An 11,858-nucleotide genomic window follows, 5' to 3' on the forward strand; every position below is an offset into this window, starting at 1 on the left:
TCAGGTCACGATCCGATAACGTCCGGTTCGTGCCGGTTCCCCCCTCCTCCCCCGGACGCCGCCCGCAGGGTCCTGACCTGGGCGTGCACGGCGCTCTGCCCCGTGACCCGCGCCGCCGCGACCTGCGGCGTCGCGCCGCGTCGCGTCGGACGCGCCGGCGGTGGCGTCGGCTGACGGTCGTGGCGTCGGCGTTCGTCGCGCTCGGTGCGCTCGCGCTCGTCGTGCCCGCGGTGCTCTCCCCGGACGGTCCCGACGAGGCCGGCGCGGTCGTCGAGGTCCCGGCGGCGCCGACGACCCCGGCGTCCGAGACCCGCGACGCGACACGCGACCCCGCGAGCCGCTCGGGCCGGCGGACCGCGACGGCCACGCCGAGCGCACCGGCGACCACGACGGCACCGGAACCGAGCACCGCGCCCCCGGCGACCAAGAAGCCCGCACGGCACGCGGACGCCTCCCCGGCTCCCACGCGTCATTCGTCGTCCCCGCGTGCGACGAGCGCACCCTCGTCGTCGCCGACGACGCAGGCCGGACCCACGATCGAGGACGAGATCGTGGCACTCACCAACGAGGCCCGCCGCGACGCGGGACTCGAGCCGCTCGAGGTCTCCACGTGCGCGGCCGACCAGGCGGCGAGCCGCACGGCGGTGCTGGTCGCCGAGGGGCGCTTCGAGCACGACCCGCTCGAGCCGATCCTGCGGGACTGCGGGAGCCGGTCCGTCGGGGAGAACCTCGCGCTGGGCTACCCGACCGCGCAGGCGACGGTCGACGGATGGCTGGACTCCCCCGGGCACCGCGACAACCTGCTGGGGGACTTCACGGAGATCGGCGTGGGCTGCACCGACAGCGACCGCGGCCCGCTGTGCGCGCAGGTGTTCCTCGGCTGAGCGTCACTCGCGCAGCGTGCGCCGCGTGACCACCTTCGCGGCCTCCAGCACGAGGAACACGACGAGCGCACCGAGCGCGGCGATCCCCCACTCGCGCGCGCCGATCGACGCCGAGCCGAACCAGTCGTGCATGAACGGCGCGTACGTGAACACGAGCTGCAGCACCAGCAGCGCCCCGGCGGCGACCCACACGAGCCGGTTCCCGACGAGCACGCGCCACGTGAGGCTCGTCGAGCCGAGGAACCGGCAGTTGAACAGGTAGGCGAGCTGCCCGAGCGCGAGCATCAGGACCGCCGCGGTCTGGGCGTACTCGTCGGACACGCCGAGCTGCTCCTTCTCCAGGAGGAACACCGCGAGGGTCGAGGCGCCGATCACGACGGACGCCACGAGGATCAGCCCGAGCGAGCGCGGCGAGACCACGTGCGCATCCGGTGAGCGGGGCGGGCGGGTCATGACGTCCGGCTCGGCAGGCTCGCCCGCGAGCGCGAGCGACAGCGTGACCGCGGTGATGAGGTTGACCCACAGGATCTGCACGGGCGTCAGCGGGAGCGCGAGCCCGGCGAGCACCGCGACGAGGATGACGAGCGACTGCGCGCCGTTCGTCGGCAGCAGGAACGCCACGGACTTGCGGATGTTGTCGTAGATCCGCCGCCCCTCCTCGACCGCGCGCTCGATGGTCGCGAAGTTGTCGTCGGCGAGGACGATGTCCGCGGCCTCCTTGGTGGCCTCGGTGCCCTTGATGCCCATCGCGATGCCCACGTCGGCGCGCGTGAGCGCGGGCGCGTCGTTGACGCCGTCACCCGTCATCGCGACGACCTCGCGGTGCGACTGCAGCGCGCGCACGATGCGGATCTTGTGCTCGGGTGACGTGCGCGCGAACACGTCGACCCCGCGCACACGCTGCCGCAGCTGCTCGTTGGACATCGCCTCGAGCTCGGCGCCCGTGATGACCTCGGCGTCGTCGTGCGGCTCACCCGCCTCGCCTGCCACGCGGCCGCCGACGATGCCGAGCTCACGTGCGATCGCGAGCGCGGTGCCCGCGTGGTCGCCCGTGATCATCTTGACCCGGATGCCTGCGCGGTGGCAGTCGGCGATCGCCGCGACCGCCTCGGGCCGCGGCGGGTCCACGATCCCGAACAGCCCCAGCAGCTCGAGCTCGGTGCCGACGTCGTCGCCGGTCAGCGCGGTCTCGTCGGTCGCGTCGCGGCGGGCGGCCGCGAGGACCCGCAGGCCCTGCGCGCCGAGCTCGTCGATCTGCCGTTCCCAGTACGCGGTGTCCAGCGGTGCGGAGCCGTAGTCGTCGCGCTGCGTGGTGCACCGGTCCAGCAGACGGTCGGGCGCACCGAGGAGGTGCACGACGCGCGTGCCGTCGCCCAGGTCGTCGAGCGTCGCGGCGAACTTCGTCGACGACTCGAACGGCACCTGCGCGAGCCGCTGCCCCGCGGGCGCGTACCCCAGCTTGTCGCCCAGCACGACGACCGCGCCCTCGGTGGGCTGCCCGACGATCCCCCAGTGCCCGTCGGTCTGCACGGCGCGCGCGTCGTTGCACCGCACGCCCGCGCCGACGAGCGCGGCGAGGTCCGCCCGGGTGTCGAGCGTGGCCGGGTCGCCCGGCCCCTCGTCGTCGTGCACGCGCACCGCGCCCACGGGCTCGTACCCGAGGCCCTCGACGTCGTACGTCGCCTCCGGTGTGACGACCGTGCGCACCGTCATCTCGTTGCGCGTGAGCGTGCCGGTCTTGTCGGAGCAGATCGTCGTGACCGAGCCCAGCCCCTCGACGGACGTGAGCTTGCGCGTGATCGCGCGGCGACGCGCCATCTGCTGCACGCCCAGCGCGAGCGTCACGGTGACGAGCGCCGGAAGCCCTTCCGGGACGGCGGCGACGGCGAACCCGATGGCCGCGGACACGAGCTCGTCGAGCGCGAAGTCGTGGATCACGCGGCCGATGACGAGCATCGCGGCGGCCATGAGCAGGATCAGCAGGCTGAGCTGCTTCCCGAGCCGCGCGAGCTGGCGCGTGAGCGGGGTGTCGAGGTGGTCGACCTCCGCGACGAGCTGCTGGATCCGTCCGATCTCCGTGGCACCCGCGGTCGCGGTGACGACCGCGACCCCGCGCCCGGCCGTGACGATCGTGCCGGAGAACAGCATCGAGGACCGGTCCCCCACGCCCGCGTCCGCCCCGACCGGCTCCACGTCCTTGCTCGCCGGCACCGACTCGCCCGTGAGCGCGGCCTCCTCGACCTGCAGCGTCGTCGCCTCGACGAGCCGTGCGTCCGCGGGCACCCGGTCGCCCGACCGCACGCGCACCACGTCACCCGGCACCAGGTCGTCGGCCGCGACCGTGCGCCACCCGCCGTCACGTCGCACGTCCGCCTCGAGCGACAGCATCGTCGCGATGCCCGCGAGCGCCTTGTCCGCGCGCCCCTCCTGCACGAACCCGACGACCGCGTTCGCGACCGCCACCGCGAGGATCACCGCGAAGTCGACCCAGTCACCCAGGATCGCCTTGAGCACCGCGGCGGCGAGCAGGATGTAGATGAGCACGTCGTCGAAGTGCTCGAGGAAGCGCAGGACGACGTTCTTGCGCGGCGGCTCGGGCAGCCGGTTCGGGCCGACCTCGGCGAGCCGGTGAGCCGCCTGCGCCTCGGTGAGCCCGTCGGGCGAGCTGGCGAGGGTCGTGAACACCGCATCGGGTGTCTCGGCGTGGGCGGCGAGCTCCGGCGCGACCGTCATGGCCTCATCCTGGCCGGGTGCCCGGCCGGGCGCCACGGCTCAGCAGCAGTCGGCCGCCGGGCGCACCTCGTGCTCGCCGCGACGCGCGCGCGTCTGTTCGGCACGAGCTTCGAGCTCGTCGTCGGCCGGGTACTGCACGGCCTCGAGCGTCAGCCCGTGCGCGGCGACCACGTGCGCGGCCGCGTCACGCCGCCGCGCCGCGAGAACCTCCGCGGGCCACGACACCGCGCGCCGCCCCTCGCCCACGGCCAGGCTCGCGCCGACGAGCGAGCGCACCATCGAGTGGCAGAACGCGTCGGCCTGCACAGTCGCGACGACGAGCCCGGCATCGGCACCCTCCGCCGGTCGGGTCCACTCGAAGCGTTCGAGCGTGCGGATCGTCGTCGCGTCCGGGCGCGGCTTGCAGTACGCCGCGAAGTCGTGCAGCCCGACGAGCGCCGCTGCCGCCTCGCACATCGCGTCGACGTCCAGCGCGCGCGCGTGCCACAGCACGTGGCTGCGGGTCAGCGGGTCGCGCGCCGCCGCGTCGTCGCACACCCGGTAGGAGTACCGGCGGCGCAGCGCCGAGAACCGTGCGTCGAACCCCGGCGGCGCGAGCGTCACACGGTGCACGACGAGGTCCGGCGGCAGCACCCCTGCCAGCCGCGTGACCACCGCGTCGAGCGGGTCACGCTCGCTACGCCCCTGTGCCGCAGCGAGCGCGTGGTTGTCCACCTCCACGTGCGCGACCTGCCCACGCGCGTGCACCCCGGCGTCGGTGCGCCCCGCGACCACCAGCCGAGGCGCGGGCACCCCGCGCGGACCCGTGCGCAGGATCGTCGCGAGCCCGTCCTCGAGCGTCCCCTGCACGGTCCGCAGCGCGGGCTGACGCGCCCACCCGGCGAAGTCGCTCCCGTCGTACGCGAGATCCAGACGCAGGCGCACGGCATTCACGCCGCCACGCTACCGGCCCAGCCGACCTGCTCCGCCCCGGACCGGCGACGACCCGCACGCACGGTTGTCCACAGCCCGCGCTGAAGCTCTTGTCGCGGGCCCGACTCGCTGGCAGGGTGCTCGACGACGTACGCACTCGTCCTCGGCGCGGTCGTCGTCCCGGCGCTCGTCGCCTGGATCGCTCACCGGGGCAGCCGATAAACCCGCCCGACGTCAGGCGCGCTCCGCTGGGCCATCCACAGGGCGCGTCCGCTCCGCCGGGCCGCAGCCGGGTGGTGGACCGCGAACGTCGGCCGCGTCGTCCCCGCGTTCAGCCGAATCCCTACTGCGTGGGACGCTGCGGCGCCGAACCTCGGGAGGCGGTTCGTGCGCATCGAGACTCGACCACCACCGGTTGTCCCGGCAGATCCGCCACACCCCGCGGGTCACACGCCCGGATGCCGGCCCGGGCGGCCTCGTCGGCCAGCAGCCGGTGCACGAACTCCCGGTCGTCACGGTGCGCGTCGAACAGCGCGTTCACCAGATACGCCTCCGCGAGGTCGCGGGCGGTCACCGGTGCGGTCAGCCAGCGGTAGTAGGGCTGTCGGGCGAGTTTGAGGACCCGGCACGTCACCGCGACGGGAATCCCGTGACCGGCGAGCTCTTTCACGAGCGGGTACATCATTTTCCCGGCAGATGCGCCTGGGACAGGTACGCCGCCGCCCGGCGCAGCACCTCGACCTCCTGCTCGAGCAGCCGGTTGCGGCGGCGCAGCTCACGCAGCTCGACCGACTCGCTCGCCGTCACGCCCGGACGGTTTGCCGTCCTCGACGTCCGCGGCATGCATCCAGTTGCGCAGGCACGAGTCGCTGATGCCGAAGTCCTTCGCGATCTGGGAGACCGGGGCCTCGCCCCGACGGGCGATCGCCACAACGTCGTCGCGGAACTCCTTGGGATGGGGTCTGGGCACGATTCACATCGTTCCAGCGGCACCTCACGGCACCACAAGTAAGGTGTCACCTATCCGTGCAGCAGACCCGCCCTCGGGTTCCGCAACCTGACCAGCTACATCGTCCGCAGCCTGCTCGAAACCGGCGCTTCACGACTACACCCTCGACTGCGATGGGCCGCGGAAGCTCGCGCGGACCTCATGCGCCCCCCGAACGAACTTTCCGGAAGCGACGAGCCTCGATCCCTCGTAGAGCTCGACCTTCTCGAGCTGAGCAAATGCCGCGCCGAGCATTTGAGGGTGCATTACTCGAATGTCGACAAGCACCTCTCCGCCGAGCGCAAAATGCGAAATGCCCGTAGCGCTCTCGACGACACATGAGGTCTGGAACTCGCCGAGTTCCAGTTGCGAGCGAACACCAGACAGCGGCGCGCTCGCCCGCCCACCCTCTTCAGACCGAAGGAAACGAATCAGCGCCCGTCGAACCGAGAGCTCTTTCGATTCAGAATGCATGCGTAACCCCTATGAGCCCGGCATGAAACACGTCGCTCTGCCACCCCGGCTGAACGGTGTGCACGCCGTTTCTGAAGATCAGCGGATCAATGCGAGTGGAAAACTCTGCGACTCCGTCGATCGCCGATCTATTCACTGTTGCCTTGAGCACCGCGACCTTCGAAAGGTCCCAATCTGCATATCGGAGAGCTTCGTCGAGCGTCGTCGCGAACTGGCGAGCGTTGAGGCTGTTCCCGCCCGGGTCGAAACGGCCAGTTGTCATCACAGAGTCAAACTCCCGAACTCCGACCGCCTGAACAGCTCGACGGCGTCATCAGCTACGCGCCCGGCGGAATTCGCCGCCGTTTCGACGGCTGCGCGAGCGGAGAGTGACGCCGCGGCCTCCGCAAGTACCCTCTCTCCCACGTTACCGACGTAGGAGGTCGCCTTGGCGGCGTTGCCCGCGTTCCCGCCGATCAGGATCTGGGGGCCGGCCCACTCTCCGATGTCGTCGGAGTACGCGTAGATGCTGTTGGTGTTCGGGTTCCCGAACCGCCCGATGGTTCCTGGGGTGACGAGGTCGACCGCGCCGAGCACGGCGTCGGCTGATCCGGCGCCCCACGACTGGGACTGCTGCAGGGTCGGTTGACACCGGGTGAGTGGTGATCATGCCGCAAGGGCGGCGTTCTGGGCGGTGAAGGCGAGCTCGAACTCGACCGGGGTGAGCTTGCCGAGGGCGCGCTGGCGGCGGCGACGGTTGTAGGTCCTCTCGATCCAGAACACGATCGCGTCGTGCAGCTCGTCGCGGGTGGTCCAGCGGCGACGATTGAGAACGTTCTTCTGCAGCAGTGCGTTCCATGACTCCATGGCGGCGTTGTCGCCGACTGAGGCGACGCGACCCATCGATCCCTGCAGACCGGCGGCGGTCAGGACCGCCCGGAAGCTTCGCGCTCGAAACTGACTGGGTTCAACCGGTCGATGCAACACCTGCCCGTTGGAGCGACCGTAGCTGCTCATCGAGGACCTCGGCCGGTGTTCTCCAGCCGAGGACCTTGCGGGGTCTGCTGTTGATCGCGGCCTGGACGGCCAGGAGGTCCTCGGCCGGCCAGCGGGACAGGTCGGTGCCCTTGGGGAAGTACTGGCGCAGCAGCCCGTTGGTGTTCTCGTTCGTGCCGCGCTGCCAGGGTGAGTGCGGGTCGGCGAAGTAGACGGCGATCCCGGTGTCGATCTTGAACTGCGCGTGGGCGGACAGCTCCTTGCCGCGGTCCCAAGTCAACGACCGCAACAGCTCGGACGGCATCGTGGTCATCGTCGCGGTCAGGGCGTCCTTCATCGCGATGGCGCCGTAGCCGCCAAGCGCGGGCCCGTTCTTGACCGGTGGGACTGTCCCGTAGCCCTCGAGACGTGGCAGGTGGACCAGCAGGGTGTAGCGGCTCGTGCGTTCCACGACGGTGCCGATCGCGGACCGGTTCAGCCCGATCATCAAGTCGCCCTCCCAGTGCCCGGGCACTGCCCGGTCCTCGGCCTCGGCGGGCCGCTCGGCCAGGACGACGTCAGCCGTGACGTGCCCCTGGGGCCTGTTGCGGGCCCGCTCCCGGGGCTTGCGCAGCGCCCGGCCGGTCCGCAGGCAGGTCACCAGCTCGCGCTGCAGCGCCCCGCGTCCCTGGATGTAGAGCGCCTGGTAGATCGCCTCGTGGCTGATGCGCATGTCCTCATCGTCGGGGAAGTCGATGACCAGCCGCCGCGAAATCTGCTCCGGGCTCCAGGCCGTCGCCCACCGCCGGTCGCTGCGGTGCGGCTTGTTCAGGCCCTTCCAGGTCGTCGCCGGCCCTGCCGCCAGCGTCCCGTCCGGTCGGCGCAACTGGCCGCTCAGCCGGACCTGGACGTACTCCTGCAGACGAGCGTTGATGACGAGCTTGGCTGGCTTGGGGCGCCGGGCGGCGGTCTGCGCCTTCCACTGCGCGACCGTCGCCCGGTACTCGGGCTTGCCGCCCCGGGTCGCCGCGTTGCGTCGCAGCTCCCGCGAGATCGTCCCCGGATCACGCCCCAGCTCGCGGGCGATCGCGCGAACACCAAGCCCGCGCGCTTTGAGAAGTGCGAGCTCCTCGCGCTCGTGGAACGACAGGTAGCGGCCGGTCGGCTCGGCCAGCGGCAACGGCGCCATCCCGCCAGCGTGACGAAACCACCGCGACCCGACCGGCCACGACACACCAACCCCGGCCGCGGCCTCCTCGGAACTCTTGCCCGCCGCGATCAACCGCCAGAACTCCCGCTCCACATGCCGAGCGGGAATCGGCCGCCCCGGTGAACGCATCGCCGGTCGCAACGCCCGGTCCGCCTGCTGCTGCCGTCGCACCACCTGACACCTCCGTGATCACGAGGTGTTGCGACGACCGGTTGAGTCCGCCCTGCGAGCCTCGGTCCGAGTGCACCACCACGACAGCGGTTGGCCGGCGGCGGGCGACGGCGGTGCGCAGCGCGGTGACGGCGAGCTGGGCGGTCATCCGCTCGTCGATCGAGTAGCCGACGATCCGGTTGCTGAACAGGTCCTTGATCGCGCAGCAGTAGACCTTGCCCTCGTCGGTCGGGTGCTCGGTGATGTCGGTGACCCACACCCGGTCCGGCTCGGTCGCGGTGAAGTTCCGCTGGACGTGGTCGTCGTGGACCGCAGGTCCCGGGGACTTCCCGGTCCCGCGGCGGCCCTTGCGGACCGTGGTCGACCACAGCTTCTGCTGGGAGCACAGCCGCCAGACGCGACGCTCGCCGACGTCGTGACCGGCGCGTTCGAGTTCGTCGGCCAGGAACCGGTAGCCGAACTCCGGGTCGTCGCCGTGGGCGTCGATCAGCGCGTTGGTCAGGTAGGCGTCCTGCAGCTCGCGATCGCTGATCGGATCGGCGAGCCAGGCGTGGTACGCCTGCCTGGAGTGGCCGAGCACCCCGCAGGTCAACCACACCGGGATGCCCTCGGCGGCCAGGTCACGGACCAGCGGGTAGCTCATTTTGGGAGCGAGCCGGCGGCGAAGTAGGCCGCGGCGCGGCGCAGGATCTCGTTCTCCATCTCCAGGCGGCGCTTCTCCCGCCGCAACTGGACCAGCTCGTTCTGCTCGCTGGTGGTCTTGCCGTCCACGACGCCGTCGTCGATGTCGGCCTGGCGCACCCAGCGCCGGACCGACTCGATGGAGATGTCGAAGTCGGCCGCGACCTCGGCGTGGCTCAGATCGCCACGACGGGCGACCCGCACGACGTCACGCTTGAACTCGGGAGGGAACTTCTTGGGCACAGCAACATCCTTCCAGCGGGACCTCGTCCCACAGATGGAGTGTCAACCAGCCCCGCAGCAGTCCCCATCGCCGAGACCTTCGACGTCACCGTGGACTACCTCGTCCTCCCCGACGCACCCCGCCGGCCCCTGCACGCCCCCACCAACGCCCTCGCCGACCAGCTCGCAGCCTTCGCCACCCTGCCCCCCGACGACCAAGCAGCACTACTCAAAGTCCTCGACGCCCTCGTCACCAAGACCAAGCTCCGCGCCCTGACCACCGACGCCAGCTGACCAACGCCCGCCGCGCCGCCGTCAGTTGAGTACGGAGAGCACCGCGCCCGACGCACCCCAGCGTGTGCGCAACAGCGCTTCCTCGCCTTCCTGGACCTGCAGGACCACGTGAAATGGCAGCGGCGGGCGGTCCCACCACTCACCCGAGTCGATCGGTTCGGCGTAGGTCTCCGAGGCATGAGCGATCGCCCGCACCAGAGTGGTCAACTCCGCCGCAGGCTCGTCGGACAGCACCTCGGCTGCGTCGACGACCACGACCACGACGCCCACCCGCAACGGCAGCCAGTCCATATCGGCCAGGCACTCGTCGAACGCAGGCCAGTTCTCGCCGAAGTAGTACGGGAACTGAAGCGCAGCGGAGACCTCGTCGAAGAGCTTGCTCACCGTCCGCATCTTCCGACCGCGAACAAGCCGCGCCGTGAGGCCTGCCTCCCCCCACCCGCGCACCTCTTCGGCCGCACGCTTGTGATCACCGCGAAGCAGCATCAGCGGTGCCGATCCGTGGATCTCGAGCAGAGCCCTCGGGTCCATCAGCCACCGGACCAGAACTGGATGAACGAACGGTAGTGATCGCTCGTGTAGTAGGCCGACCCGTCGCTACCCGTCACGATCCGCTCAGCTCCGCGATCAACTCCCTTCACGTACGGGTTGACGTCCCACTCCCGGTACGTGATCGGACTCCCTCCGCTGGTCGACCGAGGGAGAACCTGACCGCCAGCCTGCCCGGTGTTTCCGAACGTCGAGCCGCCCTTGTAGCCAGGCAGCGGCGACCCCTTGGACTGCACCCTGCCGAAGGTCGCCCACGCGTTCTCGGGCACCGGCCCGAAAGCCACTTGCGCAGGGCGAACTGCGGTGTTTGCGGCAACACGCGATCGTCGAACGACGACAGGACCCGGCTCGGCGCTGCCGACTTGCTCGACTTGCTCCTCGGCACCGCGACTACTGCGGGCACTCTGTGCAAACCGACCGAGGACGTCGTAGCCGTAGGCCAGGCGGGTTCTGGGTGGGTTCGGGCTCGCCGAAGCGCCGCACGACCAACGGTCGCCGGCGTCGTAGGCGGTGTTGTGCTCACACCTCGCGGGTGGGCCACGCTCGGTCGTCGTGCAGATCGACCCGGCGTCCTCGCGGTAGCCGTCGTAGCTGTGGGAGGCGACTGCCTGGGGAGCGAGCGGAACCGCGCCGGCGGTCTGCGGCAACAAGCCGAGCCACGCAACGACGAGCGCGACGGTCAGCACGAGAAGGCGCTTCATGAGCGCACCGTCACCTCAAGCGAGCTGCAAGTCCAGACGAGCTCGGAATCCTCGGACCATAGGAGGAGTTCGACGGCACACCGGCCGGAGGTGGTCTGGGTGACGTGAATCTCCGTGACCTCGGCGTATGACCACGGCTCGGGGATTGAGTTGGCGAAGCGCAAGTCCGAGACACCGGGACAAACCACGTCGTAGGCGGTGGTCACACCTTCGTCGAGCACTTCCACCTGGAGCGTGAGCTCGTGGACCACCGGGTCGAAGGCGACAGCCGTCAACCGGCCACCCCAGAGGGCATCAGTGGAGATGGACATCAGCCGGCTCCTTGGATTCGCGCGATGATCGAGAGGATGTCGTCAAGTGACGACTCCCCGATGTCCATGTGCGTCAGTGCCGCGTCGGTCGATGCCTCGCCGGTGACGGTGTAGGTCTCCTTTCCGGGAACGCTCACCCGGTAGTAGTTGGTCCTCGACCCTCCGCGCTCCATCACGCGGACGGAGATGCCGCGGGCCCCGTTGGGGACGTCGATCGTGAAGCCGCCCTTGTTCGTCTTGAGGACTCCGCCCGTGGCGTTCGCTACTTCGTCGGCGAGTGAACTTGGCGACAGCAGTCGCGGCGCGGTGTTTGCGGCAACACCGGTAGCCACCACGACTTCGGCCCGCGGAGGCTCGTTTCCTAGCCGCTGATCTGCGGAAACATCTTGCGGCGGCCGGTCGAGAGTCTGCGCCGCGATACTGGAAGCCCGGATGCGATTTTCGGGCGCGGGTGCCGTTGCCGCCGATGCCGTTCCAGCGGCTAGGACGAGAGCGCAGAGCGTGATCAGCGCCGTCAGGACGGCGCGTGACCAAGGCAACCTCGCTGGAGGATCAGCGGTGCAGTTCATGTCTCTCCCTCTCGACCTGCCTGGGCGACCGGAATCAGGTGTTCCCAGGATTCAGGCAGGCCGCGCTCGGCAAAGATCTCGAAAAGATGCATGAAACCAGGAACTCTGAGTTCAGCGTCTGGGAGCCATGTGGCGTCGCATTCGTCGCAGATCTGGAAGCGTTCGCTGGTCGCGTCGATCGCGTAGAGCGCCACGGTTCCCTGAT

Annotated in this window: 15 protein-coding genes and 2 pseudogenes; 2 read left to right on the forward strand and 15 right to left on the reverse strand. The window is 70.3% G+C overall.

What is annotated here, in order from left to right; translation table 11 throughout:
• Positions 1 to 29 precede the first annotated feature (29 nt).
• Positions 30 to 884 (forward strand): CAP domain-containing protein, encoded by an 855-nt coding sequence (locus F1D97_RS16085; RefSeq protein WP_236121502.1) that lies wholly within the window; start codon positions 30 to 32, stop codon positions 882 to 884.
• A 3-nt stretch (positions 885 to 887) separates the two neighbouring features.
• On the opposite strand, the gene F1D97_RS16090 is transcribed toward F1D97_RS16085, so the two are convergent.
• From F1D97_RS16090 to F1D97_RS16130, 10 genes and pseudogenes are all read right to left on the reverse strand, one after another.
• Positions 888 to 3,617 carry a cation-translocating P-type ATPase gene (locus tag F1D97_RS16090; protein WP_236121503.1) on the reverse strand — a complete coding sequence of 910 codons (2,730 nt, stop codon included), beginning with the start codon at positions 3,615 to 3,617 and terminating at the stop codon, positions 888 to 890.
• A gap of 39 nt (positions 3,618 to 3,656) precedes the next feature.
• Positions 3,657 to 4,550: a tRNA pseudouridine(38-40) synthase TruA gene (truA, locus tag F1D97_RS16095; protein WP_236121504.1), complete on the reverse strand. Its 894-nt coding sequence runs from the start codon at positions 4,548 to 4,550 to the stop codon at positions 3,657 to 3,659.
• A 322-nt stretch (positions 4,551 to 4,872) separates the two neighbouring features.
• Complete coding sequence (locus F1D97_RS16100) at positions 4,873 to 5,214, reverse strand: hypothetical protein (protein ID WP_236121505.1); 342 nt, start codon at positions 5,212 to 5,214, stop codon at positions 4,873 to 4,875.
• Positions 5,211 to 5,336, reverse strand: coding sequence for a hypothetical protein (locus tag F1D97_RS17395; protein WP_255701579.1), 126 nt, complete (start codon positions 5,334 to 5,336; stop codon positions 5,211 to 5,213). The genes F1D97_RS16100 and F1D97_RS17395 overlap by 4 nt, the downstream gene beginning before the upstream one ends.
• 298 nt (positions 5,337 to 5,634) lie before the next feature.
• A complete protein-coding gene (locus tag F1D97_RS16105; RefSeq protein ID WP_236121506.1) occupies positions 5,635 to 5,991 on the reverse strand; it encodes a hypothetical protein in 357 nt (118 codons plus the stop codon).
• A 261-nt stretch (positions 5,992 to 6,252) separates the two neighbouring features.
• Complete coding sequence (locus F1D97_RS16110) at positions 6,253 to 6,567, reverse strand: hypothetical protein (RefSeq protein WP_236121507.1); 315 nt, start codon at positions 6,565 to 6,567, stop codon at positions 6,253 to 6,255.
• A 69-nt stretch (positions 6,568 to 6,636) separates the two neighbouring features.
• Positions 6,637 to 6,936: pseudogene (locus F1D97_RS16115) on the reverse strand (integrase core domain-containing protein); the annotation flags it as partial.
• A 1-nt stretch (position 6,937) separates the two neighbouring features.
• Positions 6,938 to 8,284: an IS30 family transposase gene (locus tag F1D97_RS16120; protein WP_449727692.1), complete on the reverse strand. Its 1,347-nt coding sequence runs from the start codon at positions 8,282 to 8,284 to the stop codon at positions 6,938 to 6,940.
• Positions 8,285 to 8,432: 148 nt separating this feature from the next.
• A pseudogene (locus F1D97_RS17580) lies at positions 8,433 to 8,969 on the reverse strand (DDE-type integrase/transposase/recombinase); the annotation flags it as partial.
• Positions 8,966 to 9,250: a transposase gene (locus F1D97_RS16130; RefSeq protein WP_236121509.1), complete on the reverse strand. Its 285-nt coding sequence runs from the start codon at positions 9,248 to 9,250 to the stop codon at positions 8,966 to 8,968. The gene F1D97_RS16130 and the pseudogene F1D97_RS17580, both read right to left, overlap by 4 nt.
• 90 nt (positions 9,251 to 9,340) lie before the next feature.
• Here F1D97_RS16130 and F1D97_RS16135 point away from each other — a divergent pair, with 90 nt between their 5' ends.
• The gene (locus F1D97_RS16135; protein WP_236121510.1) at positions 9,341 to 9,523 is read left to right on the forward strand and encodes a hypothetical protein; all 183 of its coding nucleotides are present in this window, start codon (positions 9,341 to 9,343) and stop codon (positions 9,521 to 9,523) included.
• Positions 9,524 to 9,544: 21 nt separating this feature from the next.
• On the opposite strand, the gene F1D97_RS16140 is transcribed toward F1D97_RS16135, so the two are convergent.
• The 5 genes from F1D97_RS16140 to F1D97_RS16160 all read right to left on the reverse strand — a co-directional run bounded on the left by F1D97_RS16140 (position 9,545) and on the right by F1D97_RS16160 (position 11,847).
• Positions 9,545 to 9,907, reverse strand: a complete 363-nt coding sequence (locus tag F1D97_RS16140) for a barstar family protein (RefSeq protein WP_236121511.1) — start codon at positions 9,905 to 9,907, stop codon at positions 9,545 to 9,547.
• A 146-nt stretch (positions 9,908 to 10,053) separates the two neighbouring features.
• Entirely contained in the window at positions 10,054 to 10,773 is a 720-nt protein-coding gene (locus F1D97_RS16145) for a ribonuclease domain-containing protein (RefSeq protein ID WP_236121512.1), read from the reverse strand.
• On the reverse strand, positions 10,770 to 11,084 hold the full coding sequence (locus tag F1D97_RS16150; RefSeq protein WP_236121513.1) for a hypothetical protein: 315 nt from the start codon (positions 11,082 to 11,084) through the stop codon (positions 10,770 to 10,772). The genes F1D97_RS16145 and F1D97_RS16150 overlap by 4 nt, the downstream gene beginning before the upstream one ends.
• A complete protein-coding gene (locus tag F1D97_RS16155; RefSeq protein WP_236121514.1) occupies positions 11,084 to 11,653 on the reverse strand; it encodes a hypothetical protein in 570 nt (189 codons plus the stop codon). The genes F1D97_RS16150 and F1D97_RS16155 overlap by 1 nt, the downstream gene beginning before the upstream one ends.
• Positions 11,650 to 11,847 (reverse strand): hypothetical protein, encoded by a 198-nt coding sequence (locus F1D97_RS16160; RefSeq protein ID WP_236121515.1) that lies wholly within the window; start codon positions 11,845 to 11,847, stop codon positions 11,650 to 11,652. Before F1D97_RS16160 ends, F1D97_RS16155 begins: the two co-directional genes overlap by 4 nt.
• Positions 11,848 to 11,858 lie beyond the last annotated feature (11 nt).

It is taken from the genome of Cellulomonas palmilytica, assembly GCF_021590045.1.
Lineage (GTDB): Bacteria > Actinomycetota > Actinomycetes > Actinomycetales > Cellulomonadaceae > Cellulomonas > Cellulomonas palmilytica.

Coding starts and splice junctions, on each gene's coding strand:
- F1D97_RS16090 (WP_236121503.1), bottom strand. CDS start 3,617: ATGACGGTCGCGCCGGAGCTCGCCGCCCACGCCGAGACACCCGATGCG.
- F1D97_RS16100 (WP_236121505.1), bottom strand. CDS start 5,214: ATGATGTACCCGCTCGTGAAAGAGCTCGCCGGTCACGGGATTCCCGTC.
- F1D97_RS16105 (WP_236121506.1), bottom strand. CDS start 5,991: ATGCATTCTGAATCGAAAGAGCTCTCGGTTCGACGGGCGCTGATTCGT.
- F1D97_RS16120 (WP_449727692.1), bottom strand. CDS start 8,284: ATGCGTTCACCGGGGCGGCCGATTCCCGCTCGGCATGTGGAGCGGGAG.
- F1D97_RS16145 (WP_236121512.1), bottom strand. CDS start 10,773: ATGAAGCGCCTTCTCGTGCTGACCGTCGCGCTCGTCGTTGCGTGGCTC.
- F1D97_RS16150 (WP_236121513.1), bottom strand. CDS start 11,084: ATGTCCATCTCCACTGATGCCCTCTGGGGTGGCCGGTTGACGGCTGTC.
- F1D97_RS16155 (WP_236121514.1), bottom strand. CDS start 11,653: ATGAACTGCACCGCTGATCCTCCAGCGAGGTTGCCTTGGTCACGCGCC.